Source organism: Paenibacillus sp. CF384, assembly GCF_900106745.1.
In the GTDB taxonomy this organism is placed as follows: Bacteria; Bacillota; Bacilli; order Paenibacillales; family Paenibacillaceae; genus Paenibacillus_Z.
Map to the genome: position 1 here is coordinate 1 of NZ_FNNV01000030.1, position 26,358 is coordinate 26,358.

At 50.9% G+C, this 26,358-nt stretch carries 22 protein-coding genes; 3 read left to right on the forward strand and 19 right to left on the reverse strand.

Features of this window, described 5'->3' with window-relative positions; all coding sequences use genetic code 11:
- From BLW29_RS31640 to BLW29_RS29700, 5 genes are all read right to left on the reverse strand, one after another.
- Window positions 1–190, reverse strand: a 190-nt coding sequence (locus BLW29_RS31640; protein ID WP_218147147.1) for a hypothetical protein, incomplete at its 3' end; no start/stop codon positions are given.
- Window positions 191–334: 144 nt separating this feature from the next.
- Window positions 335–2,368, reverse strand: a complete 2,034-nt coding sequence (locus BLW29_RS29685; protein WP_090986494.1) for a DUF5107 domain-containing protein — start codon at window positions 2,366–2,368, stop codon at window positions 335–337.
- A 24-nt stretch (window positions 2,369–2,392) separates the two neighbouring features.
- Window positions 2,393–3,235 carry a carbohydrate ABC transporter permease gene (locus BLW29_RS29690; RefSeq protein WP_090986496.1) on the reverse strand — a complete coding sequence of 281 codons (843 nt, stop codon included), beginning with the start codon at window positions 3,233–3,235 and terminating at the stop codon, window positions 2,393–2,395.
- A 17-nt stretch (window positions 3,236–3,252) separates the two neighbouring features.
- Window positions 3,253–4,167 carry a carbohydrate ABC transporter permease gene (locus tag BLW29_RS29695; protein ID WP_090986498.1) on the reverse strand — a complete coding sequence of 305 codons (915 nt, stop codon included), beginning with the start codon at window positions 4,165–4,167 and terminating at the stop codon, window positions 3,253–3,255.
- A gap of 92 nt (window positions 4,168–4,259) precedes the next feature.
- The gene (locus tag BLW29_RS29700) at window positions 4,260–5,699 is read right to left on the reverse strand and encodes an ABC transporter substrate-binding protein (protein ID WP_090986500.1); all 1,440 of its coding nucleotides are present in this window, start codon (window positions 5,697–5,699) and stop codon (window positions 4,260–4,262) included.
- A 303-nt stretch (window positions 5,700–6,002) separates the two neighbouring features.
- Here BLW29_RS29700 and BLW29_RS29705 point away from each other — a divergent pair, with 303 nt between their 5' ends.
- From BLW29_RS29705 to BLW29_RS29715, 3 genes are read left to right on the forward strand one after another with little or no spacing between them, the layout of a single operon-like run.
- Window positions 6,003–7,820 carry a sensor histidine kinase gene (locus BLW29_RS29705; RefSeq protein WP_090986502.1) on the forward strand — a complete coding sequence of 606 codons (1,818 nt, stop codon included), beginning with the start codon at window positions 6,003–6,005 and terminating at the stop codon, window positions 7,818–7,820.
- Complete coding sequence (locus BLW29_RS29710) at window positions 7,813–9,270, forward strand: response regulator transcription factor (protein WP_177186861.1); 1,458 nt, start codon at window positions 7,813–7,815, stop codon at window positions 9,268–9,270. The genes BLW29_RS29705 and BLW29_RS29710 overlap by 8 nt, the downstream gene beginning before the upstream one ends.
- Window positions 9,270–10,877 (forward strand): extracellular solute-binding protein, encoded by a 1,608-nt coding sequence (locus BLW29_RS29715; protein ID WP_090986505.1) that lies wholly within the window; start codon window positions 9,270–9,272, stop codon window positions 10,875–10,877. The genes BLW29_RS29710 and BLW29_RS29715 overlap by 1 nt, the downstream gene beginning before the upstream one ends.
- A gap of 464 nt (window positions 10,878–11,341) precedes the next feature.
- Here the strand turns inward: BLW29_RS29715 and BLW29_RS29720 are convergent, their stop codons facing one another.
- From BLW29_RS29720 to BLW29_RS29785, 14 genes are all read right to left on the reverse strand, one after another.
- The gene (locus tag BLW29_RS29720; RefSeq protein ID WP_090986507.1) at window positions 11,342–13,348 is read right to left on the reverse strand and encodes a carbohydrate-binding protein; all 2,007 of its coding nucleotides are present in this window, start codon (window positions 13,346–13,348) and stop codon (window positions 11,342–11,344) included.
- Window positions 13,349–13,568: 220 nt separating this feature from the next.
- Window positions 13,569–14,357, reverse strand: coding sequence for a DUF429 domain-containing protein (locus BLW29_RS29725; RefSeq protein WP_090986509.1), 789 nt, complete (start codon window positions 14,355–14,357; stop codon window positions 13,569–13,571).
- Between the two features lie 690 nt (window positions 14,358–15,047).
- Window positions 15,048–16,919, reverse strand: coding sequence for an RICIN domain-containing protein (locus tag BLW29_RS29730; protein WP_090986511.1), 1,872 nt, complete (start codon window positions 16,917–16,919; stop codon window positions 15,048–15,050).
- 608 nt (window positions 16,920–17,527) lie between these two features.
- Window positions 17,528–18,655, reverse strand: coding sequence for a HAMP domain-containing sensor histidine kinase (locus BLW29_RS29735; protein WP_090986513.1), 1,128 nt, complete (start codon window positions 18,653–18,655; stop codon window positions 17,528–17,530).
- On the reverse strand, window positions 18,648–19,343 hold the full coding sequence (locus BLW29_RS29740; RefSeq protein WP_090986517.1) for a response regulator transcription factor: 696 nt from the start codon (window positions 19,341–19,343) through the stop codon (window positions 18,648–18,650). Before BLW29_RS29740 ends, BLW29_RS29735 begins: the two co-directional genes overlap by 8 nt.
- A 56-nt stretch (window positions 19,344–19,399) precedes the next feature.
- The gene (locus BLW29_RS29745; protein WP_090986519.1) at window positions 19,400–20,266 is read right to left on the reverse strand and encodes a M15 family metallopeptidase; all 867 of its coding nucleotides are present in this window, start codon (window positions 20,264–20,266) and stop codon (window positions 19,400–19,402) included.
- 129 nt (window positions 20,267–20,395) lie between these two features.
- Complete coding sequence (locus BLW29_RS29750; protein WP_090986521.1) at window positions 20,396–22,279, reverse strand: glycoside hydrolase family protein; 1,884 nt, start codon at window positions 22,277–22,279, stop codon at window positions 20,396–20,398.
- Between the two features lie 142 nt (window positions 22,280–22,421).
- Window positions 22,422–22,649 (reverse strand): DUF896 domain-containing protein, encoded by a 228-nt coding sequence (locus BLW29_RS29755; protein WP_090986565.1) that lies wholly within the window; start codon window positions 22,647–22,649, stop codon window positions 22,422–22,424.
- A gap of 14 nt (window positions 22,650–22,663) precedes the next feature.
- Window positions 22,664–23,275: a flavin reductase family protein gene (locus tag BLW29_RS29760; protein ID WP_090986523.1), complete on the reverse strand. Its 612-nt coding sequence runs from the start codon at window positions 23,273–23,275 to the stop codon at window positions 22,664–22,666.
- Window positions 23,276–23,283: 8 nt separating this feature from the next.
- Window positions 23,284–23,895: an alpha/beta hydrolase gene (locus tag BLW29_RS29765; RefSeq protein ID WP_090986525.1), complete on the reverse strand. Its 612-nt coding sequence runs from the start codon at window positions 23,893–23,895 to the stop codon at window positions 23,284–23,286.
- Window positions 23,892–24,842: a ring-cleaving dioxygenase gene (locus tag BLW29_RS29770; RefSeq protein ID WP_090986527.1), complete on the reverse strand. Its 951-nt coding sequence runs from the start codon at window positions 24,840–24,842 to the stop codon at window positions 23,892–23,894. Before BLW29_RS29770 ends, BLW29_RS29765 begins: the two co-directional genes overlap by 4 nt.
- 101 nt (window positions 24,843–24,943) lie before the next feature.
- On the reverse strand, window positions 24,944–25,342 hold the full coding sequence (locus tag BLW29_RS29775; protein ID WP_090986528.1) for a DoxX family protein: 399 nt from the start codon (window positions 25,340–25,342) through the stop codon (window positions 24,944–24,946).
- Between the two features lie 64 nt (window positions 25,343–25,406).
- Window positions 25,407–25,808 (reverse strand): DoxX family protein, encoded by a 402-nt coding sequence (locus BLW29_RS29780; protein WP_090986530.1) that lies wholly within the window; start codon window positions 25,806–25,808, stop codon window positions 25,407–25,409.
- Between the two features lie 81 nt (window positions 25,809–25,889).
- On the reverse strand, window positions 25,890–26,336 hold the full coding sequence (locus tag BLW29_RS29785; RefSeq protein ID WP_090986532.1) for a MarR family winged helix-turn-helix transcriptional regulator: 447 nt from the start codon (window positions 26,334–26,336) through the stop codon (window positions 25,890–25,892).
- Window positions 26,337–26,358: the final 22 nt, after the last annotated feature.

Here is a 26,358-nt window from a genome sequence, read left to right on the forward strand (position 1 = left end):
GTTCCATAAAGCCATGTAACAGCGCGAAAAAACAAGCAATCTTGTGAGAACTTGTTTTTTGGCTGGAAGGACTCCGGATTAAAGGGGCTGAGCCGGTCTGGCTGCCCTTTTCATAAAAATGCTGCATTTTGTGCAACATTCGGCCTTTCAGCTCACTGTGGAGGGTTAAATGCTGCATTTTATGCAACATTTTGCTCGATGCTCGATGCCCATCACCCACACAGCTCAAGTGTGTGGGTAATGGTGGCGCTAGAATGCTGCATTTTATGCAACATTTACTCCATGCTCGATACTCGGTGCCCCGCTTCCCAGTCGCCTCATTTGCTTATCGGCCTTAACCGATCATCCGGAAATCAATATGGAGCGGCGGCGGACAAAGCTGCATGGCTTCTTCAATCAGCTCTTGAGACAGTTCGACGTTCCTTTGTGCAGCGAGCTTCTTGGCGTTGTACTTGAACCATAGCTCGATGATCAATATTTCGCCTTCGCGGATGACGGCGAACTCCGTGGCGAACAGCTTCTCCATGAATGCATCATGGCCAAGCTCCAGCGCGACTGCGCCTACAATGATTTGAATGCGGTCGCTGCTCGCGAATGCCGGCGGCAGCGATTCGTATAAGTGCCATGCCCGCTCGTAATCCTTGTTCTGAATGACGAGATTGAGATACTCTTCCACGAATGCCCGGTCCGGGAAACGACCGGATACTCCATAAGCCTGCTCATAATAAGCTAACGCACGATCCGTCTCGCCCCGCTGCTTCATCACCACGGCTAAATTCCGGTATACCCATGCCGAAGGCTTCAAACGCAGCGATGCTTCCCACGCTTCAATCGCTTCCGCGTCCAGCCCTTTCTCATAACGCATTACTCCTTCATGCAAGAGCGCCGTCCACGTGCGATTATCAGCGTGTTCCAGGCTCCGCTTCAGCCTGTCCATCCATACGTCTTGAATCATCCAAGACGGCGGAATCTCTTCAACATCATGCTCCGGCAGATAACCTTCTCGCAGCAGGACGAGCCAAGGTTGCTGCTCTACCCCGAGCGTTTCATCCGCGAAGAGGAAGCCTTGCGGGACACCGCCGACGCCCCCGACTTCGCTCTCCCTCCGCACTCGCTCTAACGCGCCCCAGCCTGAGCCCGTATGCAGCGATAATTCCGGCGTTTTGCCTGCCAGCGCCTGATATCTCGCATGCGCGGCATACACCGCTTCGTCGCTGAGCTCCTGACTGACTTGCTCCTCTATATAATCACGAGCCTGGTCCCAATTCTCCTGATAAGCCGCTTCCGTATCGATGCCGCTCAGCATGCCTATCATTTGCGTGAAATCCCAAACGGAATGCGCAGGCATCTCGATGTCATGCAGCTGCGTTGGCGCGAACCCGCCCTGCACCTCGATGTAGTTGCCTTCGCCCGGCTTCGCCAAGAAGTCGCACCACCGTCTGCCTCCCGCATGATTGCCCCAGCAGAACATTTTTCGATACCGAAGCCTTGCAGTCGATCGCTCGAAGAACATGCGGCCATCCTCATAGGAGACAGCCTCCCACGGCGACTTCTCGGCTGCAGGCGTCTGGAAGAAATACTCGCTCGCATAAGGGAAGCCCATCGGATACGACACGTCCACGCCTGGGACAGCGGGCAATACCGGCAGCTTGTCAGCGCCATAACCCTTCTGCGCAGGATCGATATAAATAACATCGCCGGTCCCCGAGAACACCCGCGACTTCTCCGTCTCCTCTACCGCGATATTCGTCCACCAATACATAGGCACGGCCGCCGCTTGATCATTCACGATACGGACATAGACCCCTAACTGCCTAGCACCCGGCGGCAAATGAAAATCGATATGCCAGAACAGGTTCTTGCACCGCTCATACTCGTAGATGCGAAGAAACTCGTTCCCTTCATCATCCGTAAGCTTGGCCGCGTGCATCGGCGAGCAGGTTGTGAACGTATGGCCGATGTGACCGATATTCCACTCGATTCCGCCCGAGAACCACGCGTTCAGAATCGCTAAATTCGCCGGCTGGAACACCGGATTCCTATACAGGATCTCTCGCCCAGTTGCTTTCTCTTGCAGCGAATACAGCCTTCCGCCGTACTCCGGCAGAAACACTGCTTTGAGCACGTCATTTTCCAGCACAATCGTCTTCAATTCAATCGTCTCGCGCTTCCTGGAATACCGATCCTGCATCCGGTACGGCAAATATCGCTCGCCCGTATTGTCTCCCATATGCAGCTTATGTTCCGGCGTCAGACTGCCGTTATCCGTGACTTCGCGATGCGCGTTCTTATTTCTGAACATCGGCAGGGGGTTCACCCCTTCCGGCCGTGCTCCCTCGATCGTCAAACTTGCGGTTCTCACCAACATGGCGGTCCATCAGCTCCCCAGCTTTTATCCTTTTACAGCACCTACAGTCAAACCCGAGATAATTCGCTTGGATACGAACAAATACACGATAAAGCTTGGCAGAAACACGACCATACATGCCGCGAAGATACCGCCGTAATTGCCCGTATTGGCATACCCGTACACGATGGACTGCAGCGATAACGCGAGTGTGCGCGAATTGGCGTCATTGGAGAAGATCAGCGCGAAGAAGTATTCGTTCCACACCCCTAGAAAGTTGAAGATCGATAACGTAATGATGCCCGGCTGTGCCACCGGCAGAATGATTTGGATGAACGCTCGAATCGGACCGCAGCCATCCATGGCGGCAGATTCCTCAAGCTCTTTGGGAACCGAGGAGAAGAAGCTGGTGAGAAAAAACACGGCAAACGGAACGTTCGTGCAAATATAAACGAGAATCAGCGTAATGATCGAGCCGGTCAGCTTCAATTCCACGAAGATCGAGAACAGCGGAATCGAGATGAGAATACTCGGAATCGCAAGCGCAGACATGAACATCATGTTCAGCAGCCCGCGTCCCTTAAACTGAGCACGACCCAGCATGTACGCAGCCGGAGCCGAAACGACGACGATGCCGATGCAGGCCGTAACCGTATAAATAACACTATTCGCAAAATATCGCCCAATGTCCTGCTGCTTGAACAAGTCCGTATAGTTGGAGAAATGGATGCCGCTTTTCAGTAAGGAGTTCGTGAATATATCCCTCGTCGAACTCAGCGAAGCCAGGATGACCCAACCGAACAGAATGACGGAGAAGATCAGCCAGCCATAGAGCGGAATGTAAGCCGGTAATAGATTTATTTTCTTTCGCATTGCTGCGCTGCGCATGAAGATTCCTCCTCCTCTTAATATTCCAAACGGTCCCTCGGGAAAAGCCGGCTGATGAGCGCAGATGCAATCAGCGTCGCTAACGTAATCAAGATGCCCACGCTCGCCCCTGATCCGACGTTAAATGCCCCTTCATTCAGAACCGATGTTCCTTTGGCCATGCCGAACACCTTCTGGTACATGTAATACCCCGGCGTAACGGTATGCGGATCATCGAGCCCGAACGTCGCCGACCATACGAAGAAATTGAACGCCGTGATGGTCCACAGGACCAGCGTCGTCCGAAACACATCCCGCAGCAGCGGCAAGGTGATTTTGAAAAACTTCGTCCACGGACTCGCCCCCTCCAAGGTGGCTACTTCGTAGAAATCGCCGGGAATGCGGTTGATACCGGCATTCAGGATCAGCATGAAATAACCGATCGAACCGAAGCTGAACGCCATAATCATGGCGTAATAGATATGCTCGTTATCCGTCCACTGTATATTGGCAAGCGCCGTTAAACCAAGGCGATTAAATACGGAGGTTAGCAAGCCGAAGCTCGAATTGTAAATATACTGCAGCCATACAACGGACATGACTACCGCGGAGACCGTATTCGGCAGGAAAATCAGTGATCGCCAGAAGTTTTTCCCCTTCACCCCGGAAGTTAGAATGGCCGCGTATAGGAAAGCAAAGACGAAGATGAGCACACCGCCAAACGCCCATATGCCAAGTACATTTTTGACCGACCCGATAAAATAAGTACTGCTCGTTACATCCTTGTAATTCACGAGGCCAACAAACTTCCACTCCGCGATACGGCTGGAGAGAGTCGGGATATTATAGAAGCTCATAGCGAATGTACGCAAAGTCGGATATAGGAAAATAGCCAGATATATAATGACGGCCGGCGCCAAGAACAGCGCGATAATCGATTTTTTCATTCTCATGACAGCACCCCCGCAACATGTCAGCCTTCCAATTCGTAAAACGCGGCGTTCCCACGAACGCCGCGTTCCGATTGCAATAGCGTTACTTCGCCTTACTTGCCTTCATAGAACTTCTTCGCTTGGTCCGCCATTTTGCTTACGTACGCTTCCGGCTTGATCTTGCCTGTTGCCAGCTCCATGAATGTCGGGAGAACCGTACCGCTCGAGAAATCTCCGCCGTTGTCGATACCGAAGCCCCACGGCATGTTTACTTTCGCGTTGCCGAAAGCAACCGCAGCTTCCGCAAGCGGAGCAGGCCATGTGGAATCGATCGTAGCCGGGATCGCAAGCGCTTGCGCCGACATGCCCTCTTGCGCTTTCTTGCCGACAAGGTACTTCACTAACTCGAATGCAGCAGGAACGTTCTTGCTGTTCTTATTCATCAGCAAGCCTTGTGCGCCGAAGGAAAGGCCTTGTTGGCCGCCCTTGTCATTGCCGTTCGCGACGACTGGGAATTGGAAGGAGCCCCATTGGAAGTCAGGACCTGCTGTTGCGGCTACTTCATTCGGCAGCCAAGTGCCGTTCAAATACATGGCCACTTTGCCGAGCGCCAGATCTTGCTGTCCTGCCGGATACTTATTGCCTGCGATTTTCTTGGAGAAGTAGCCTTTGTCATTCAAGATTTGCATGTCTTTCGCGAACTGGAGCACGATCGGATCTTTCCACATCTCGCCTGTTTTGTCTTTGACCAGACTGTCGGTCCAGTCGCTGCCCATCGCGCTTCCGAGGTACCCGCCGATGAAGAGGTCGCGATAAGCATCATCGAATGTGATTGGCTCTACGCCTGCTTTCTTGAGCAGCTCGCAATCCGCCAGGAACTCATCCCATGAAGTAGGGACCGCTGTGATGCCTGCTTGCGCAAACAGGGCTTTATTGTAGAAGAACAGCACCGCGTAAGGCTGCTGCGGAATTGCGTAGTAGCCTTCTTCAAGACCTGCAGGTGCAGCCAGCGATTTCACCCAGTCCATCAGCGACGGAAGCAGGGAATCCTTCACGGACTTGCCATCGATGCCGATTGACGGCTGCTCCAAGAGCTCGTCAAGCTTCAATACATGATCCTTCAGATTGCCGAGCGCCGAGCCAGGGTCTTGCTCGAAGATATCAATTTGCTCGCCGCTCTCAAGTGCCGGCTTGATCAGCTTATTAATGTCACGTCCGTTATACTTCACTTCGACATCCACATTCGGGTTGGCAGCCTCGAACTCTTTGACCGCCTCATCGATGACTTTCGCCTGCGGCTCCGCATTGCTCCACATCGACCAGAAGACGACTTTCCCTTCGAGGCCTGCTGCAGTGCTTTCATCTGTTGTCGCATTGGCCGCATTCGTATTCGTACTCGTATTAGCGGTTGCAGCGGTGTTCGTGGATTCCTTCTCATTCGCAGAAGCATTCGTTGCCTTGGTATCGTTGTTTGATTTCCCGCAGCCCGACAATACGGACAGCGCCAGCATCGTCGTTAACGTTAGTGCGGCTAATGGTTTTCTTTGGATCAAAGTGAATTCCCCCCGGCATGTAATGGCTTACAAGTGTGATTATAGGCGCATTAAATCCGAGTAAGTATGCCTGCAGATTAGATAAAACTGGATAATAATAAGCCTGCTCCGAGCGCAGCCAAATAGAGGGCGGACATCGGTCCCCCCTCCTATAAGCAACTTGAAGTGTTAAAAGTATGTAAACAACTTATACGAATATGGATAAAACTAAGAGCTTTGCTTGAAACCGACTCTTTCGAAATCGATGATGATATACTCATTTACATAAACGCCATTTCACTCTCGATACGGATAGGTGCTATCATGGGAATTTTAACGAGAATGCGCATCAAGACGCAGCTTCAGTTAGCTGTTGCACTAATAGTGATCATCATGCTGATGATTATTTACTCCTTGTACACCCAAACCTCTCAAATCGTCATCAAGAACAACAATCAATATACCGAAGATACCATTCGTAAATTCAAGCTTAACCTCTCGCAGAAGACCGATGAAATCAGTCAAATTATTCTCAGCTTAGGGTTCGATCCCTTCGTGCAGAAATTCATGACGCAGAACGACCCCAGCTTGCTCTATGAGATGAGCAATGAACTGGACCGCAAGATCATCTCCTTAAAGGCCGGCCGCAAAGGCTTCCAGGATATCGTCTTGATCGGCACCAGCGGCATGCGTTACAGCCTGAACGGCAGCATTGATTTCGTACAGCGCTCTGATGCGGAAATTGAGTCCAGCAAGACCGTGTATGTCAGCGGCTTAGAGCCCTATGATTATAGTTCCACTTCAAAGAACAGCATGCTGTTCGCTCAGAATATCTATTCCAGCGATCTCGGCAACGGCACGGATGGCAATCGCATCGGGTACATAGCCGTCATTATCGACGTGGAGGCGATGTTCTTCGATGACGACAGGAGCAAGGCAGAGCCCGGCGTCGGATTCTATCTCATCGACCACTTCGGCAGTGTCTATCCGGAGACGAATTCACCCGATATCACCAGAACGATTAGTACGTTAAGCAGCCAGCATAATAGCGAGCAGAAGCTGACCGATTCTATCGGTGGGGTCAAAGGAGCCATCCAAATCCAGCGGCTCGACCAGATCAATGCTTCCGTGCTCAGCTTCGTCCCGCAAGAAGCGCTGTTAGCGGAGCTCGACTCCGTGCGCAACCGCAGCATTCTCATCGTTATCCTATCGATCCTGTTCATGGCCGTTCCTTTCGCGGTGATTACGAATAATATCGTGCAGCCCATTCAGCGGCTCGTCCGATTCATTAACGGCATCAAATTCGGCAGCATCAAGGATCTGAAATCAACCATCCACCTTGAAGGCAATGTGGAAATGAGCGTGGTCGCCGAGAATTTGAACGGCATGTTAAGTGAAATCGACAATCTCACACACCGCCTCGTCGAGACGAACACCCATCTGCTGGAGGCCGAGATCGAGAAGGAGAAAGCCGCCACGGCTTATCTGCGCAGTCAGATCAATCCGCATTTTCTATATAACACGTTAGAATCGATTAAAGGTGTTGCGCTCGAAGCCGAAGCTCCCCAAATCGTCGAAATGACGAAGGCGCTCGGCAAGCTGTTCCATTACAGCATCAAAGGCTCTGGTTATGTCACGCTCGATCAGGAGCTGAATGCGGTCAAGTCATACATATACCTGCAATTGATTCGGTTCGAGGATCGTTTCGACGTTACCTATCAGTTCACGGACGAAGCCCTGCAAGTATCGGTGCTCAAAATGATTCTGCAGCCGCTCGTAGAGAATGCCGTTTTCCATGGACTTGAACCGAAAACCTCCAAAGGTAACCTCACGATCACCGGTGAAGTCGAGAATGGCAGGACGCTCGTGCTCCGCATCTCCGACGATGGCATGGGCGTCGATGAGGAAACCTTGCGCCGTATCCAAAGCAAATTGCTGGAGAAAACGTCCTCCTTGAGCCGTGACGGTCAGGACTCATCGGACAGCGACAGCATAGGTTTGCTTAACGTGAATAATAGACTTCGGTTAGCCTATGGCTTTCAATATGGGCTCACCTTCGAAAGCGAAGCCGGTCATGGAACATGCATCACCCTTACGATGCCAAGCCACTACGTACAACAGGGAGGGGATATCCGTGTATAAAGTACTTCTCGTGGATGATGAGAATCTTGTTCTGAAGAGTTTGGCGGCAGGCGTGGATTGGAAGAAGTCCGGCTTCTCTGTTGCGGGCAAAGCGAATAATGCCACCAAAGCGCTTCAATTGATTCAAGAGCTCCAGCCGCATGTCGTGTTTACCGATATCCGTATGCCGGGGTTATCGGGCCTTGAGTTAATTAAGCAGATTAAAGAACTGGATAAGGATATCCAAATCATCGTCATCAGCGGCTACGCTGAATTCGCCTATGTTCAGAAGTCGTTGAATTACGGCGTTCTTGGCTACTGCCTCAAGCCCTTCGACGATCATGAAATCCATACGTTGCTTCAAACGGCAGCCGGCAACTTGAATGAGATTAAACACAAACGCGAAGGCAAGCTGCTTGAACTGCTTGATGATCCAGCTACAGCACAGGCACAATCCGTTTTTCATGACATCTTATCGGATGCCGGCGTCACCTCAGATGCCATTTATCTTCTCGTTACCGTCGGCGGCAAAGGCCGGTTAACGTTCCTTCCGGAGACGAACTATGTCGGCCTTAATCTTGGTAATTCCCGCAGTGTCTATTGGGTGCAATCGGCTGATCGGGATACGTTGTTAACAGCGATCCAATTGCCTTTGCAGGGCGGTATTCTTGGCATAGGCATTCAGCAGTCAGACCGGAATCTAGAGGGCATGATGCAGCGAATCGAACAATGCACGGTGCGTGCCTGGGATTTCTTTATTCATAATCGCCGGGATCTGTATTGGGAGGAGCAGCAGACGAAGGAGGATACTGCCGCTCTTCTGATCCGAAGGCTTGAGCGAGCGGTAGCGAAGCGTGAATTCACCCTTGCTGTGGAATTATTAGATGAGATGTGTCTGCCTTCCAACAAGCAATGCTTCACAATCTACCACTCGCTAAGAGTGTATAATATCGTTTATTTTCACTCTGCTTCCCATTCGTCCGAGGACGATTACATCTTTAGCAAGGAGCAGCTGCATCATCTCTATCCGAGCTTCGATCAGATGATCGAGAGCTTGAAGGAAAGCTTAAACGACGAGCTTGAGGGGCCCTCCGAATCTGTTGTAAGCGCATCCCGCGCTGTGAAGGGGGAAACCGAACACGCGAACTTGAAGGAAATCATCAAGTATATGAATGAAAACTATCGCAATCATATCTCCATCCAGAGCATCTCGCGCATCTTCTACCTGCATCCGAACTACTTAAGCCAGCTGTTCAAGCGCGAGATCAAGGTGACGTTTACGGAGTACTTAACGAAGGTGCGATTACAAGAAGCGAAGAACCTGCTGCGTACGACGAATCTGCCAATTGGCGAGGTTGCTGAAACGATCGGGTTCCGCGATTACTTCTATTTCACGCGCATCTTCAAGAAGAACACTCAGCAAACACCGAAGCAATATCGAATGCTGAGCAACGGGGGCGGCGAGGCGTAATGAGTATGAACATCGTGAAAAGACGGCTCCCCTTGATGCTTGCAATCGTTGTGCTGTTCGCCACGGCTGCAGGCTGCCGCGACACCAGCCAGCAAAGACTGCCATCGCAGCCCGCTGCCTCCGCCCCATCCGAGCATATGGATATTTCCGTTGCGTTATGGGACCTGAAGGACAACATGTTAGCAGACGACCCGCTAGTACAACGCTTGGAGAAGAAGCTCAATATCACCATCAAACCGGTTGACATTACAACCGCAAATTACGTCCAACAGTTTCAGATGTGGGCTTCCACGGGCCAACTGCCTGATATCTTCGCAGTCGATGCCGTGAACTCCCAGTACTATCGCAACTGGAGGGATCAAGGCGTCATCAAGCCGCTGCCGAATGATTTAACCGCCTATCCGTATTTGGCCCAGTATCTGGCGACGACCGAATTTCAGGATCTTAAAGATCATGGCAAGCTGTATTTTATCCCGCGCAAAACCTATGACAGCACCGACTATAACGTCCTGGACCGATTGGTCGCCTATCGCTGGGATCTCGCGCAGCAAGCGGGTATTACCAAAGAGCCGGAGACTTGGGATGAGTTCCGTGCCATGCTCAAAGCCATCGTCGACAAAGACCCCGAGAACAAGCACATTACGGGTCTCACCACGGTCTCTAAGATTCTGCTTGGCGGATTGTTCTGGCTGTACGGCTCGCCTGCTGCAACAAGCGACGGCAGCGGAAGTGATTTTAAATGGATAAAGGAAGATGGGCGTTATATTCCTGCCGTATTCTCGAAGCATGCGATTGCGTCCTTACAGCAACTGAGAGATTTCTATACAGCCGGTTTAATTGATCCGGAATTGCCGATCACCCGGGGCAATATGGGGGTTGATAAATTTGCCGAGGGCAAAGTGGCGGCCATCATTACAGCCGGCATGTTTCGCTCCGTGGACGCGAATATGGATCAAAGCCGGTGGCAGAAGCTGCATCCGAAGGAGCAGAGTTTCTATGATTCCGTAAGATTCCTCAAGCCTCTTCCGGCGATAGACGGCAACCGGTACAGTGCGGTGTTCAAAACGTTCTGGTCCGAGAGTTACATCTCGTCAAATGTATCCAAGGATAAGATGGACCGCATCCTGCAGCTGTTCGATTACATGAACTCTCCGGACTTTCTGGAAATGAGGCATTACGGTCTGGAGAATGTCGATTTCACCAAGGACGGAGATGCGATACAGAAAAGCGATCCGAGTACTAACATTCTGTCCAAGTATCGCTCGTTCTCGCTATTCGCGAATTTAGCCAACTGGGATGGGATGGCCATGCTTCATCCGAATTATTCCGGTATTTCACCTGAAGCTTACAAGGCGCAGAAGGAGCTGATTGATTACTCCTTGCGCATGACGAGCAAGCAAGCGTACGAGCCGAGGCTGACGAACCTATCCACGCCCACGAAGGATACGTTCACCATCTTCGACAACGATGATATGATTCGCGTCATGATTAGCAAGCTGCCCGTTGAGGTGATATGGAAATCCATCATCGACGGCTACAAGGCCAAAGGGCTGGATCGGATGATTAACGAGGTGAATGCCGAGGCGAAGAGAATGGGCATCGAATAATCCCAGCCGAACCCGCTAACCGCGCGCATCAGCTCTGATCTATCCCGCGCTGCTCGCTACACTTCAGATCAAACCGGCGGCGCTCCCTTACGAGCACATCGTTGTAAACTGCACGAACTCCACTTCGCAGCAGAAATGTTGCATTTTATGCAGCATTCCAGGTCAATTCAGCACTCTTACTGGAAAATGTTGCACATTATGCAGCATTTTCTATTTCATTAGCCTCACAGAGGGCATTTCTCGGTTAGATGTTGCAGTTTCTGCAACATTAGGCTGTATCCGCACATTAGGGAGCGTTGATTGTTGCTTTTTCTGCAACATTTACTTAACCCTTCCCCACAGGCGTACAGCCGCGCTGCCCCATCCATCGCGCTGCTACTCAAATGAGCACAACAAAGCCGTCTCGAATGCTGCATGTGGCAGCCTTTCGAGACGGCTCATTTTTTGGCTGCGTGTGGCGACGACTATTGTACTCTCAAATTATCGAAGTAGTAATCGAGCGTCGTTCTGCCGTTAAGTTGAGCGGTGAAGCCAGACCATACATATAGATTCACATTGTTGATCTGATGGCGATTGACCTGTGCGATTCCAGTTAAACTGATGGTTACCGTGTTCCACTGGTTGGCCGTCAAATTCGGCAGCCGATTCTCATAGATGACGCCGCCTGTTTGATCCTGGAGCTTCAACACAATGGGTTCGGTTTGCCCCGATGGTGATTGGGTTGTCGGATACACATCGAGCTTCAAGCTGGTGGCGTTAGCAATATCTACATACGGACTGCTAATGGTGTAGTAGCCGTTAGCCCAGCCGCTCGAAGGTACCGCGTAATGGAATTTGATGGACTGAGCACCTTCGGTTTTCTTCGTAGTATCTGCTGTTCGCGTCGCCTCTCCCGCCCATTGCGCCGTATTCTCAAAGCCGTTCACTAAGAGGCTCGAAGATGACGATGCCGTGGTAACCGTGTAGCTGTCGATATCCGCAGCCGGATTATCGGCGGAGTCTCGCTGAATCTTAATCGTATTCGATGTGCCCGCATTTAACGGTATCGTTATGGATCCCGTATTGGAGAACGTGTTCCAGCTGCCCGTTGGCGCGAAGCTGGTCTGTTGGATTTTCACATTGTTCACGTATAAGCTTAACGTTCTTGCATTCGTATTCGCGTTGGAGAAGCGGACGACCAGAGTCGCATTCCCTCCTGCGCCGCCATTTACACTGCTCACTTGGGAAGACGCGCCTACGCTGTTCAAATTACCGACAACCTTGCCGTTAGACGCATTAGTTGCATTCTGCTGCTGCCCGCCGCCGGCATAGGTTCCGTTCTCTGCCTCATAGACCGTCGTTCCTCCAGTAGGGGGCGGCGTGGTACCGCCATAACCTGAGGTGGCCGGAGCAGGCGGCGGAGGCGAGTTCGTCATAATCGAGAGTAGCTGGCTCATGACAGGCTTAAACGTATTATTGTTGCGCAGCAATCCGAAGTTGGATTCCGGATCATTCAGATTGGTGCTGCCATCTTTGTACGTATACAGAAACATCGGCCCCGTCCAAGCTGCCCACGCGGACTGCGTCCACACTTGGAAGGCTGACACGATATAGTCACTTTGCTGCTGCTCCGTTACCGTATTCGGACCCGATGTGGGGTATCCGAATTCCGTCGCCCATATTTGCTTGCTTCCGTCTCCGTTGTTGGCCATGATCGTATGAATTTCATTCGCCCGCAGCAGGGCGTTCCATACGCTCGGCGTTGTCGGAGCCGCAGGCCAGCAATAAGGATGAATCGCGAGCGCATCAAAATAGTTCTTTCCGCCGTTCGCATAAATCCCCGTCACCCAATCATACGGATCCACGATTCCGGATGTATTGATCAGGTTTGCCGGTGCGCCGTTAACGATCGTAACCGGTACTTGCAAGTCCGTAGAGGCTGCACGGATTGCCGTCGATCCCGGAATCAGAATGTTGCTGACGAATAAAGAAGGGCTGGATTGCACCGAGTAATTCGGCTCATTCCATAGCTCATAAGTCGTTACGCCAAGCGGCAAGTAGCGTCTTACGGCAAGATCGAGGAAGTTCTTCCACGCGTTGATGTTCGCCGCATTCGGATAGTAGCGGCTATCCGAATTTCCGCCATTCGCCCAGCTTGGCGTGTAGCCGGCTACGAGCATGACCTTCAGCCCTCTGCTAAGCGCTGTGTTGACCATTTTGTCCGGCCAGCTCCAGTCATAGGAGGTAGCTCCGCCTGCTTGCACAATGTCCCATTTCAGATCCAACCGCACCCACTTCAAGCCTGCGGCCACGACATTATCTGCGGCTGTATTGAGCTCTGCTTGCGTCCCAAAATACCATTGCCCCATTATCCCGCCTCTTGTATTCGGCGTACTGTAAGCGCTAACACTTGATGGCATGGCTAACGTCGAAATCAACATAGCCAGCATGGCGATAATCAGTACAACTGAGATCCTGCTGCTTCTTTTCATGATAGAACCTCCTAATCGAGTTTTAATCATGTCGACCCGTGGTGGATAGAATGAAGCCTTCTTGCGTTGCATCGCGTGCGTTGCACGGCAGGTAACCAATCTTCCCCCTTTGTGAATGGATTCGCACAAGATCTCTAATGTGCTTCGGGCATATCGTACTTTACAGCCACATAGGCGTCAATTGAAGATCTTTACCTCTGTTCTATTGGAATTGTGATTGTTATTCCTGCTCTGCATAGACGATTTCAATCGGAATGCCCGATTGATCGTTTAGCGGCGGCTCGTTCGTGATCCGCCTTGTACTTGCCGGGTTCTCCATCATCATTCGCGCGGTCAGCGCAAGGACAGTCGCATCCAGGACATCGTCCATTTTAGCTGAAACTTGGTTCCAGACCGCGTCTCCGCCACTAGCGACATCGTTGATAAAATTCGGGATATGGGACTGGATCACTGCGAGTCGTTCAAATAAACCGGGGACATGATGCTTGCTCGAGAATCTTTCACGATTCGATAAGGCCAAGAAGCAAACTTCAGGATGTGCTTCCGAAACCACGGAACGGTCCGCGATGCTTAATACGAAGTCACGTACATTTGCAATTCTGGGGACCAATGCATAGCCGGGCGGAGTCAGATTCATTTGGGTATCTGTAACGTTAATGCCATTAATCGCGTTGTACCTCTCTATTGGCGATCGTGCCGGTTCGCCATTTGACTCTGCACGTGTAAGGCGCCGCCACTCCTCTAAAGCATTGTAGCTTGGCGCATGGAAGCATCTTTTCTTATTGGCAGGACCCAGCATATCCATAACTAATTCATCACACCGACGTTTGCCGCTGCTGCTTAGACCGAGCGGCATATCGATCAGCAGCTTCCGGCAGGTCATGCCGAATTCTGCCCAGAGCTCTTCCAAATGCTCTACCTGAACATATCGAATTGTCGACTCTTCCTGTGTGCTGTCCAATAGAGCTGCTACCCACTGATTTTTGGAGCCGTCCACACCGATGTACACGCATTCTTCCCCCTATCCTGATCGTTCCACACAATATTCCCATCATACTCCGTTTAGATGTTCAGTCGCTAGTCTGAGACTCTATCTCTCTCATGGTAAACTATCGCTCTGATTGGCAGGGAATTTTTAGCTGCTTTGGGAAGTGCGAAATTTTCTAACGAACCGTACGGGGGTTATTTGTCCGAAAATAGCTCCCCAAAAATTCTAACGAACCGTACAGGTTCTATTTGCTGGAATTCGGGCAATTGGAGGCCGATTTCCCCAGAATAAGACCTGTACAGTTCGTTAGATTCTCAAAGCCCCGGGATTCGGCCAAATAAGGCCTCCACGGTTCGTTAGATTATTGCGAATTAGTTGGTGGTGCGATGTGGAGTGTGAGTTGCAGAGTATGAGTTGTACGAGTGAGAAATGCGGAGTGTGAGTTGTACGAGTGAGTAATGCAGAGTGTGAGATGCGGAGTACGAGTTGCCGAGTGCTCGTTGTGGAGTGTGGAGTTGCGTGCTTTTGCTTTATGTAGGGGTTACAGATGGCGACAACCAGACTCACTCTAATAGAGCAGAATCTAGTACGAAATCGATAGGATCTACCACGTACGATAATCGTCCGTTTCTCACCAAACAGCCGGACCCTTAATCGGGTCCGGCTGCTGGCTGCATGGTTACAACGAAGCTCTACTTAGGCATTCCGCTATTAATTCACTTTTACAAGCTGCCACTGTTGATTCGTTCCCCCGTTGTCAAAGTACTGGATGACGTCGCCGCCATCCGAAGTCGAAGCACCGCTGACATCCGCGAGTTTGCCGCTATTTCGGTTAATCAGCTTGTAATAGCTTCCGACGAGTACCGGCTGCCATTGCTGGCTAAGACCGGTGCCGCTTGTATTCTGGATGATATTGCCGCCATCCGCGGTCGATTGCCCCGACACGTCGAGCACCTTGCCGCTATTGCGGTTCACCAGCTTGTAGTAACCGCTGCCGACGGAAACGAATTGCCACATTTGGTTCATACCGCCGTTATCTCCCCACTGGATGACGTCTGCCCCATCTGACTGCGACCCTTGGCTGACGTCCATCAGTTTGCCGCTGTTGCGGTTTACCAGCTTGTAGTAAGCTGACGTATCTATCGTCGGCGTGCTGGTACCCGAAACGCCGGTGATGACGAATGTGCTGACAGATCCCGCCGGAACCGTCGCCGTAAATTTCTTGTTCGAGAGCGCAAGGCCGGAAACCGCAGCCAAATTCTCCGTGCCGCTGGTCCGAGTCCCCGTCACCGAACCGGTCACGTTCGTAAACTGCGACAGGTCATACGTCACCGTGTTGGAAGCGGAGGAGTCGTTGACCGTAACGATGACGAGCTTGCTTCCCGTACTGTCATATGCTGCAATGGAATCCCCATCGGCGATATCGAGGATTTTGTAGCCTGGGCGGATGTACTTGCTCCACTGAGCCATGGAATAGTATTTCTTCTTCACCGTGAAGGTGCCGAGATTCGCGCTGGCATTATTCAGATCGGTTTCGATCATCCCCCAGCCGCCCGGTGTCTCTACCGCTTGCCAATAGACCCATGCTGCATTTTTCATATACTTGATATCCCACAAAATATTCCGAGACATCGTGATCCCATTCGCTTCCCCGTCGCCGTGCTCGGAGTTCCAGATCCGTTTGCCACCGGCTGCGGTGTTCAAGCCTACACGGTCACTGCCTCCGTACGTATGCGAATTGTACTGCACAAGCTTCGCCTTAGTCGCCGCAGAATAACTATTAATCGTATCCCTCGCAAGGTCGATACTCGTTTCTTCCGGCGCGCTGATGCCCGTCGTTATTCCTTTGGCAGTCAGCGAGTTGTACAGCTCACCGATCATGATCTGCTGATTAGCAGGGTACATGCGGTTGCCCTCTTGGCGATTGCCGAACGTCCAATAATTGGAGCTTGGCTCGTTAAAAGCAGAGAGTGTACGGAAATTAACACCCCAGCTGCTCTGAAAATGCTGCGTAACCGTCGTCAAATAGTCCGCGAAATCATCATACATATCCACCTTCAGGTTCTCGTCAGCGTTGTTATTCCCGGTAACACTGCCGCTCTTCGTCATCCACCACGGGGGTGAATTGGCGAACGCCTCGGCAATGAACTCGCTCGCATTGATCCGTGACTTCGCGGCATTCAACACCCAGCGTTGATTGGCATCTGCCGTCCAATCGTAGCTTGCGGTAGACGAAGCCTTAAAGCCGGGAATTCGCGCCCGCAAGTCCATATGGTTCGGATAGGCGGGATTCTCGCCGCCACCGATGTTGTAGCGCACGATGTTGAAATTCAATCCGCTCGTGCTGAACAACCGATCCGCATAATCGTTGCGAACCGAATCCGATGCACCTCCGACACGGTGCGCCCACCAAGCGAGCGTCGTGCCCCAGCCTTCCCATGTCTGAAATTGAACACTTGGGTTAACGACAGCTGTATAAGCAGCTGCGCTTACCTTGGGAACATGCATGCCTCCCAAGCCCGATCCCATCATCGTCACCATCACCACCCAGCTGAAAATGGACAACCCAATTCGTTTCAACATTACGTCATTGCTCCTCTCCTATTCGAATGTTCATCAGGCAACTGATCACGTAACTAAGGCGGACCACAGTCCGACCCTTCATTTCGCCTCACCTCCTTTCCGATCAAATCGATAAGCAGGAATAACGCAATAACTCGCCTGCTACAGCAATGAAACCCATTTCATCAATGAGCGGCAAGCATCTAGATTGTACCATATTTATATGTAAGCGTTGTCAATTTATGGTCATGTTCCGAAAAATAGTCCCCCCAGTCAACTTACCCCGATTCTCCCCCTACCAACAACTAACCCCCTATTCGGCGTCTGAGAGACGGAAAACACGACTCTCAGCTCGAAATCGCCTCATAAATAGAGCTGAAAGTCGGAAAATCCTACTCTCAGTTAGCCAACCCACCAATTAAACCCTATCTCGGCAGCTGAGAGACGGAAAATCCGACTCTCAGCTAGCCAGCCCACCAACTAAACCCTATCTCGGCGTCTGAGAGACGGAAAACACGACTCTCAGCTCGAAATCGCCTCATAAAAAGTGCTGAGAGTCGGAAAATCCGACTCTCAGCAATCAATCCCCCCAGCGAGCCTCACGCGAGCCTCACGCCAGCGAGCGCCCCCTACAATGACTCAGCTTCCCCGCCAGCGTCGGCTTCCATATTTCGCGGTAATCGAACCTCGAACAGCGTGCGAATGACATCGCTCTGCGCCGTGATGGTCCCTTGATGCTGCGTCACGATGTTCTTCGCGATGGACAAGCCCAGACCTGTGCTTCCTTCACCGCGATGGGTACGTGCTTTATCGCCGGTATAGAACATGTCGAAGATGTACGGCAGTTCCTCCGGAGGAATGCTGGTGCCGTAGTTAACCACCTGAATGACCGCTTCCTCCGCTTCCAGTTGGCCGTTGAGATCGATAAAACGTCCCTCACTGCCATAGCGAATGGCATTGGTCAGCAAGTTCTCGAACACGCGTGCCAACAGCTCGCCGTCCCCCATCACAGTCAAATGCGGCGCCACATTCAGGCGCGCAGTAAGATTGTTTTTCTCCAGCGCCGGATAGAGCTCCTCATTCAGCTGAATGAGGAGCTCGCTCAGATCAAGCGGCTTCTTCTCCACTTGCAGCTTGCCATAATTCACTCGCGTAATTTCGAACAGCTCGTCAATCAGCTTCTCAAGTCGCTGCGACTTCGTGTACGCAATGCTCGTATAGTGGTTGATTTGCTCCGCTGTCAGCTGATCGCCCTGAAGAATGAAATCCAGATAACCGAGCACCGAAGTCAGCGGCGTGCGCAAATCATGCGCTAAATTTAAGACCAGCTGCTCCTTGCTGTTCTCCGCAAAATCGCCTCTCTCCAGCGCTTGCTGCAACTTCTCACTGGCTAGATTAATATCCCGCGCAATATCTTCGAATTCGTCATTGGATGAGAGTTGTACACGATTATTGAAGTCACCCTTGGCAAGCTGATTGATCCCGCTGGATATTTCGCGAAAATATGACGCATATCGGCTCGTGAAGAGGTAGAAAAACAAAATGGAGAGCGGGATGAACACAATCATGAAAAAGTTGATATCCCCGATTTCGCCAATAAAAGACCGTACCCTAAAGAGCGGGCTTTCCCGCTTGGTAGTCGAATAATAAAGCTGCAGCGCTTTATAGAGCAGATAAGTAATGCCGCCCGACAAAACCATACTCAGCCCAAAGTACTGAAGCATCTTAAACCGGAAGCTGCGGACCATCTCAGCCATGGAACGAATACCCCACTCCCCATACCGTCTTGATCAGCTTGTTCTTGCGAACATCTTCACCAAGCTTCTTCCGGAGAGTACGAATATGAACCATGACCGTATTGTTTCCTTCAAAATAAGCCTCGCCCCACACCTGGAGAAAAAGCTGTTCCGCGCTGAACACCTTCTTCGGATGACTGGCGAGTAAGTACAGGATATCGAACTCTTTTGGCGTGATCTCGATCGTTTCTCCATAGAGAACAACCTTACGCTGTTCCGGATTGATCAGCAAACCACCGGCTTCCACGACCAGCGGATTCGCTGCTGCAGGCTGATTCAGCATCATGGAGCGTCTCAGCTGCGCGTTCACGCGAGCCACCAGCTCCATGGGGTTGAACGGTTTGGTGACATAATCATCCGCTCCGCTGACGAGTCCGGTGATCTTATCGAGATCGGTCGTTTTGGCGCTTAAGAAGATGATCGGCAGGTTATAATGAGCGCGAATTTGCCTTGTTGCTTCGTAGCCATCCAGCTTCGGCATCATAATATCCATAATCGCCAAGTCGATGGGATGCTTCTGGATCGCAGCGACCGCCTCGTGCCCGTCCGTCACTTTTATGCAGTTGTAGCCCTCTTTGAGTAAATGCAGCTCGATTAGATCGGCAATTTCCGACTCATCATCTGCAATTAGAATTGTGATCGACTTCATTCGTTCCTCCCTGGATCCCCTTAGCATGAGGAATGCTCGTAAATTTCATACTTCGATTACTTGATTTGTGTGGTCACGATGACCCCGTCCTTATTGTTGCCTGACAGCTCATAGCCGCCTTTCGCCGGTACCGGAATGGTGGTATCCCCGGTGATCGGATAATAAGAGATCTCATAGATTTCATCATCGATCGTAATCGTAATTTGCTTCTTGTCCTTCAAGTAGTCCAAATACTCTTCTAAGGCAAAGTTCTTCTTCTCCATCACGGCACTGTGCGGCAAACCAACATAACGGAAGTGCCACGGCTCGAACTCAATCCCTGTGACTGCCGTTTTGTCTTCAGGATACCGCAAGATAAACCCATATCGCCATGCGTTCTTCTTCAGCCACTTGCCCTCAAGCGCTTGACTCATCTCCGCTTGCGTTGATCCGATATCCAGCGATAGCCCCAAGTTATGTTCACTGTAGCCTGCAGGCAGCGCGTAGTCAGCACCTTTCTCAGCATAAAGCTGATTCTGCTCCTCATGATTCCGATAACCGCTGTTGACGATAAAATGGCTCACGCCATCGTTCTTCGCAGCCTTCACCATGTCGGCGAATTTACGTGCCAAGCTTGGCGACAGCTCAATCTCATTATCCAATAAACGGAATCCATTCACCAGCTCTAGATGCTCTGACAAATTAACCGCACCAGTCTCTTCACTTTCCGGATGCACCGGATGATCCTTATTCACAAGCAGTAAGTCGCCTTTATAAATTTGATCTGCGTCTATGTGAAGCTCACTCATTGAAGACGATGCTTCTTGAGCTTGCTTGCCTTCATTCAGTTGAATCTCATTATCTGCGTTTAATTTGGTTTCCCGAACGCCGTAGCCGAACAACAGCGATACGAGTATAACAAAACAAAAAACCCACTTCTTCATTTCCCAAGCCCCCTTATCCCTTTATGCTTCTAAGGATAAAGAAAACTTGTTAAGAAGAAGTGGGGGAAAACCTAAAGGATTTCTTAAACTTCAAAATGAATCTTCACCGGTTCCTTCGCTTTCAGATGGCTATGCGAGTTCCCCAATCCGAATATCATCGAACGTGACGCTGCCGAATTGCACGAATAAACGCAGTTTCAACGGTGCTTGAGCCTGCCTCTGAAATCTCGAAATTAAGGTCCGATTGCCGTTCACGCAGAGATCGATCCAATTCTGTTTGATAACAACCTCTATCGAGGTGGTTTCGTGCAAGGCTTGGACTTCATAGATCGAGGCAGCCTCATTCTCAAGCAAAGAGGAACAATGGGCACGATGAATGCCGACTTTACGGCGAGAAGGATCGAATCGAATATCATAACCGTCCTCGAACCCATTCGGGCCGGCAAGCGACAATCCGTAATATAAGTTGTGGTTTCCAGGGGTAGCCTGACAAGAAATGGTCAAATCAGAAGCTCCCTCGAATTCAATATCGCGATAGATAAGTCCGTTGAAATCAGTTAATGCTACCTGGCCAATCTCATGCGCAGCAACCGGTTCCATCGCCAGTTCCGGCATGGGCTTGAACCCTAATGTACCATCAGCATGCTGCACAAGCTCCCGAATGACGAGTTCTCCTGCGTACCTGTCCGGCGTGGAAAGGAAGCCCGCCACAACACGTCTCCCATCATGATAGGCGGCTGTCTTCGGCACGCGCCATTGCACGCAATCGAATACATCCATCGCCGGCCGCAGCCACGGCCCCATCGGCTCTTGGGAATAGCGATACCGAGCTACGCCGTCATTGCTGAAAATCAGATAATACCAACCATTCCACTGAAAATAATCCGAGCATTCCGGCTCATCATGATACCCCGGTACGATAAACGGTACCTGCTCCGTCCAGCTCACTAGATCCTCTGAAGTCAGATGGGCTAAGCAGCCCTGATTGCGGGAAGGGGCGAGCAGACTCGTTGTAATCAGCATATGATACACGCCATCCTCATCCTGAAACACATGCGGGTCCCGGACGGATGCCAGCGAATACTTAGTGGACAGCCCTATGTACTGCTCTGATTTAAGAAATTCCGATCCATCGGTGCTGGTGGCATACGTTAATTTGGCCGGCGAACCATCCGTAGCCCTCACGGCATAATAAGCATAATACGTATCATCCTTCACGATAACTGAACCCGTGCAGATCGAGCCTTCCCAGTCCGCTGTAATGGCCACGGCCATGGGATGATGCTCCCAGGTTTTGAAATCATGCGTACTGATCTGAGCCCATTGATGCGCGCCAAGACGCCATTTGCTCGCATGACCTCTACGATCGTATAAGTAAAAAAAGCGGAAGCGTTCGCCATCAAAGAAAGGCATGCAATCCCCGACTCCGGTATTGTGTCCGCGCGGCCTCCAATACTGAATCGTCGTTGGCTCCACGCCAAGATATTGATCCTCGAGCTGCGCAGAAGGTTTCTCAGGAGTGATTGTGTTGTTCCATAAACAGAGCTTGTCACCGCACTCTCCAACCTTGACTTCCACATTCGCGAGCGGCAGCGTACCCATCGGCCACTCTTCGTCCACCAGAACGCCATCGACATAGAATCGAACGGAATGACCGTTATAGCTGAGAAATAATGAATGTCCCTCGCGTCCGACTGCATCCCACGGAACAGATAAGCTTAACGGATTCGGACGTGCATCTGTACGAAATTCCACGATGATCGAAGACTGCTGTATGGCAGCCGAAGTGCCGGAATAAACGCGAATGATCTCCTTATGCCCCTGCTCTTGATCTTGATCTTGATCTTGATCTTGATCCTGGTCCTGCTGAACAATGGACACGTAGTCTTCTTCATCAGATACTTGCGTAATCGCAACCTGCAACGACAAACGCTGAACATGACCCCAATCGAATCGGACGCTCTCTCGGCTATTTAGACGCAAATCGCATGGTATCTCTGCGGGCTGGCTCATGAATGATACACTCCGTTCTATTCGATGCAATAGTTGAGTTTCTCCCTATAACATATAATAAACATACAGAATAGTCACAGCTTTCATACACAAGCATCCCAAATAAATAAGGGAAGCAGCGATTCGCTGCTTCCCTCTATGATTAATGCGCTGCTCTTCTTGCCTGTTCTTGCTTTAATTTCTCCGGCGTAACATCATTGCCGTCCGGATCGATGATCGTGGAGTGCAGCAGCAGACTGCCTACTGAACCGCGAAAGATACGAAGATATTCTTGGCGCAGATCGGCTTGTTCTGCTTTCTCGGCTTCCGATAAACCCGATTCTTTCTGCTTCCTAGACAGCTCATTAATTCGATTAAGAATATTTAGTATGATGGCTCACTCCTTTATTGCGGACGTTCAATCTCAAACAGACTGCCGAGCGATGAGTAGAAGTTGCCTGCCATTCGGCTCACAGGCGCCAGCTTCTGCGCATCAATTCTACCGTTCTCCAGAATCTCCTTCGCGATCTGAAAACGAACCACTCGCGCGATCAACAGGTCACATCCCGGTGAGCCGCCCGTTCCGCCTAGCTCCAAAGCCTGTTCCAGCACGCATTCCATTCTGATTTTGGACTCTGCAATACCCGGTACGTTAACCTTTTCACTCTCCGTTGCCGTGAGCCCTGCAATTGTAATCTCACTTTCATCCGGAGGCAAATTCGCTGCAGTTTCATTAATGGCAGCCACATTGGTCTCATCCACGATATGAATCACAAGCTCTCCCGTTGCAACGGCATTTCGTGCTGTATCCTTCATCACGCCATTCTTACGCTGAACAGCTACCGATAACAGCGGTGGATTGCTGGAAACGATGGAGAAATAGCTGAATGGTGCGCCGTTCAACACTCCTTGCTTCGATAGCGTGGTCACAAACGCGATGGGCCGCGGAACGACGCTGCCGATCAGGAGCTTATAATTATCTCGATCGCCTTGCGCTGCCGGATCGATGGAGATCATGTCGTTCCTCATGCCGGAAAATGCACTTGAAACCATTTCGTGGCCGCATTCACTTCGGAAGCGGTCAACTGGTGACCGTAGTTCTCCCAATGGACGGCAACATCGGCTCCTGTTCCTCCGAGCAGCTGCTGCAATTCCTCGGTTTCGCTCGCCGAGCAGATCGGGTCATTCGTTCCGGCACCGATGAAGATCGGAGTGCCTGACAAGTCAGGCAGCGCAAGTCCTCGCAGCGGAACCATCGGATGATGCAGGATCGCGCCTTTGAAAGCATCCGAATAATGGAACAGAAGGCTTCCGGCGATGTTAGCGCCATTCGAGTATCCGACTGCTACGAAATTGCGGCGATCAATGCCGTATTGAGCTGCGGCTTCATCCAGGAAGTCGTAAAGCTCCTTCGTCCGGAACACAAGATCCTCTTCATCGAAGATACCTTCGGCCAAGCGCCGGAAGAAGCGCGGCATGCCATTCTCCAGGATGTTACCGCGAATGCTTAGCAGCGAAGAACCCGGAGAGATCCGTTGTCCAAGCGTAATCAGATCTCTCTCCGTTCCGCCTGTACCGTGCAGCAGCACTAATGTTGGCGCACTAGAAGATGTGCCCTGTTCGAATATATGCTTCATGATTTTTTCGCCTCCAACTCACGAACCCGGATCGGATGCAGATTGGCTTGAATTTGCTCGCGTTTCGGTTCGTACCACGATGGCAGCTGCAGCTTCTCACCCAGCGCATCCGCGGATTCATCATTCGCGAATCCCGGTGGATCCGTAGCGATCTCGAACAGTATGCCGCCGGCTTCCCGGAAGTAAATCGCGTTAAAGTACTGACGATCGATAATCTGAGTCGGTTGATAACCGGAATTCAGCACTTCCGTCTGCCACTGCGCGTGCTCTTCATAATCCTTCGCTCTCCATGCAATATGGTGCACAGTACCTGCGCCACCTGCGCCCCACTCCATATCCGCTACGGGTACGTCGATCAAGTTGCCGAGATCCGCAGAGGCTTGGAAGCGTGCATACCCTTGATCCTCGCCGATTTTGGTCATACCCATGATATGCTCAAGGGCATGCCTCGTTTGCGCCGATTTCGTACTAAACAGTACCGCTCCGCCAAAACCTTTGATCGCTTTATCCGTAGTAACGCCGCCAAAGGACCATTCGCTGTTTGCTCCCGCTTCACGCTCCACGATCTCAAGCAGCAGCCCTTCATTATCCGAGAATTGCAGATAGGTCTCGTTGAATCGCGTAACGGTTGTCGTCGCGATACCGAAGCTTTTCAGGCGATCTTCCCAGAAGCTGAACGCCCCTACAGGAACTACATAAGTGGTAATCCCCACTTGCCCGCCGCCAACTTTGCCTTTGCGGGAATTCGGCCATGGGAAGAAGGTGATGATCGTGCCCGGAGTACCGGCTTTGTCGCCGAAGTACAGATGATACACATCCGGAGCATCGAAGTTAATCGTCTGTTTCACAAGACGCAGGCCAAGGATACCTGCGTAGAAGTCGACGTTTGCCTGCGGATCTCTTGCAAAGGCTGTAATATGGTGAATACCGGCTGTTTGTAATGACATAAACAATCACTCCCACTTCGATTAATTTGTAATGACGTGCACAATCCTTAGTTATTGCAGTTAGTATTCCGCTATTCGCTCGAAAATAATGAGGTGAGCGATTAGTTAAACAGGGCATCCAGCGAATAAGAACCTGCTCCGGCGAAAGCTAAACCGATCACGACGGCGATGATAGCAAGCGGGTATTCATAACCGTTTGCCGTTACCCATAGCCCATTCTTGCCATGCACTTTAACGATTGCTCCAAGCATCGTCAATGTAATGAGTATGGCTGCCAGTGGCATGAACAAGCCTGCTGCGAAGAGTGCCCCGCCGACGAATTCCATGAGACCTGCTGCAACAGCCATCAGGACGCCGGGTTTCATGCCGATCGATTCCATCCAACCGCCGGTTCCCTTCGGACCGTAACCGCCGAACCAGCCAAACAATTTCTGTGCACCATGTCCGATAAACAACAAACCAATCACTACACGAATAATCAAGAATCCTAATGCTAACATTTCTAACTTACCTCCACATAGTTTTATTTTAATAGTCTTTGATTAAAGATATTCGACCTGCGTATTAGTTAAACAACAGGGCGTCCAGCGAATACGAACCTGCTCCTGCAAAAGCTACTCCGATCACGACTGCAAGTGCTACAAGCGGATATTCATAACCGTTCGCCGTAACCCAAATTCCGTTCTTCCCGTGTACCTTAACGATTGCTCCAAGCATCGTCAGTGCAATCAACGCGGCTGCCAGCGGTGTGAACAAACCTGCTGCGAAGAGTGCCCCGCCGACTAATTCCATAAGACCTGCTGCCACAGCCATCAGGACGCCGGGCTTCATGCCGATCGATTCCATCCAACCGCCGGTTCCCTTCGGACCGTAACCGCCAAACCAACCAAACAACTTCTGTGCGCCATGTCCGATAAACAACAAACCAATTACTACGCGAATAATTAACAATCCTAATGCTAACATGTAGTTCAACCTCCATTTATATTTCGGTTTTAATAATCTTTGATTTAAGATATTTAGCAAAAAAAATGGTGCTCAGAACGTCTAACTATCTACGCCTTTCCCTAATTTCTTGAGCAGCTCAATAAGGGTTAACTTCTCTTCATGGGATAAACTTTGTGACATCTGGTGTATGGAAGCGGCATGCTTGGGAAAAATGTCATCAAACAGATCGTTACCCGCTTGTGTGATTTCCGCAAAGATGACTCTGCGATCGTCTTCACATGGAACTCGCTTGAGCAGCCCTTTCTTCTCCAGTTTATCGATGTTGTACGTGATGCTTCCACTGGTAACCAGAATTTTCTCCCCGATTTGCTGGAGCGGAATTCTTCCCTTTGTGTAGAGCACCTCAAGTATCGTAAATTCGGAGGATGACAGCTCGTATTGCTTCATGTCTTTGACAGCACGGTCCATCAACGTTCGGAATGATTTGGAAAGTACGACGAAAGTTTTAAGCGAGACCGCTTGGTCGTCATCGAGTTGGAATGACATTAGCGTTCACCTCCCTCAGATG

Bases quoted from the DNA above. Each gene is read 5' to 3' on its own strand.
- BLW29_RS29685 (WP_090986494.1), bottom strand. From the start codon at position 2,368: ATGTTGGTGAGAACCGCAAGTTTGACGATCGAGGGAGCACGGCCGGAA.
- BLW29_RS29690 (WP_090986496.1), bottom strand. From the start codon at position 3,235: ATGCGCAGCGCAGCAATGCGAAAGAAAATAAATCTATTACCGGCTTAC.
- BLW29_RS29695 (WP_090986498.1), bottom strand. From the start codon at position 4,167: ATGAGAATGAAAAAATCGATTATCGCGCTGTTCTTGGCGCCGGCCGTC.
- BLW29_RS29705 (WP_090986502.1), top strand. From the start codon at position 6,003: ATGGGAATTTTAACGAGAATGCGCATCAAGACGCAGCTTCAGTTAGCT.
- BLW29_RS29715 (WP_090986505.1), top strand. From the start codon at position 9,270: ATGAGTATGAACATCGTGAAAAGACGGCTCCCCTTGATGCTTGCAATC.
- BLW29_RS29720 (WP_090986507.1), bottom strand. From the start codon at position 13,348: ATGAAAAGAAGCAGCAGGATCTCAGTTGTACTGATTATCGCCATGCTG.
- BLW29_RS29730 (WP_090986511.1), bottom strand. From the start codon at position 16,919: ATGTTGAAACGAATTGGGTTGTCCATTTTCAGCTGGGTGGTGATGGTG.
- BLW29_RS29735 (WP_090986513.1), bottom strand. From the start codon at position 18,655: ATGGCTGAGATGGTCCGCAGCTTCCGGTTTAAGATGCTTCAGTACTTT.
- BLW29_RS29740 (WP_090986517.1), bottom strand. From the start codon at position 19,343: ATGAAGTCGATCACAATTCTAATTGCAGATGATGAGTCGGAAATTGCC.
- BLW29_RS29745 (WP_090986519.1), bottom strand. From the start codon at position 20,266: ATGAAGAAGTGGGTTTTTTGTTTTGTTATACTCGTATCGCTGTTGTTC.
- BLW29_RS29750 (WP_090986521.1), bottom strand. From the start codon at position 22,279: ATGAGCCAGCCCGCAGAGATACCATGCGATTTGCGTCTAAATAGCCGA.
- BLW29_RS29760 (WP_090986523.1), bottom strand. From the start codon at position 23,275: ATGATCTCCATCGATCCGGCAGCGCAAGGCGATCGAGATAATTATAAG.
- BLW29_RS29765 (WP_090986525.1), bottom strand. From the start codon at position 23,895: ATGAAGCATATATTCGAACAGGGCACATCTTCTAGTGCGCCAACATTA.
- BLW29_RS29770 (WP_090986527.1), bottom strand. From the start codon at position 24,842: ATGTCATTACAAACAGCCGGTATTCACCATATTACAGCCTTTGCAAGA.
- BLW29_RS29775 (WP_090986528.1), bottom strand. From the start codon at position 25,342: ATGTTAGCATTAGGATTCTTGATTATTCGTGTAGTGATTGGTTTGTTG.
- BLW29_RS29780 (WP_090986530.1), bottom strand. From the start codon at position 25,808: ATGTTAGCATTAGGATTGTTAATTATTCGCGTAGTAATTGGTTTGTTG.
- BLW29_RS29785 (WP_090986532.1), bottom strand. From the start codon at position 26,336: ATGTCATTCCAACTCGATGACGACCAAGCGGTCTCGCTTAAAACTTTC.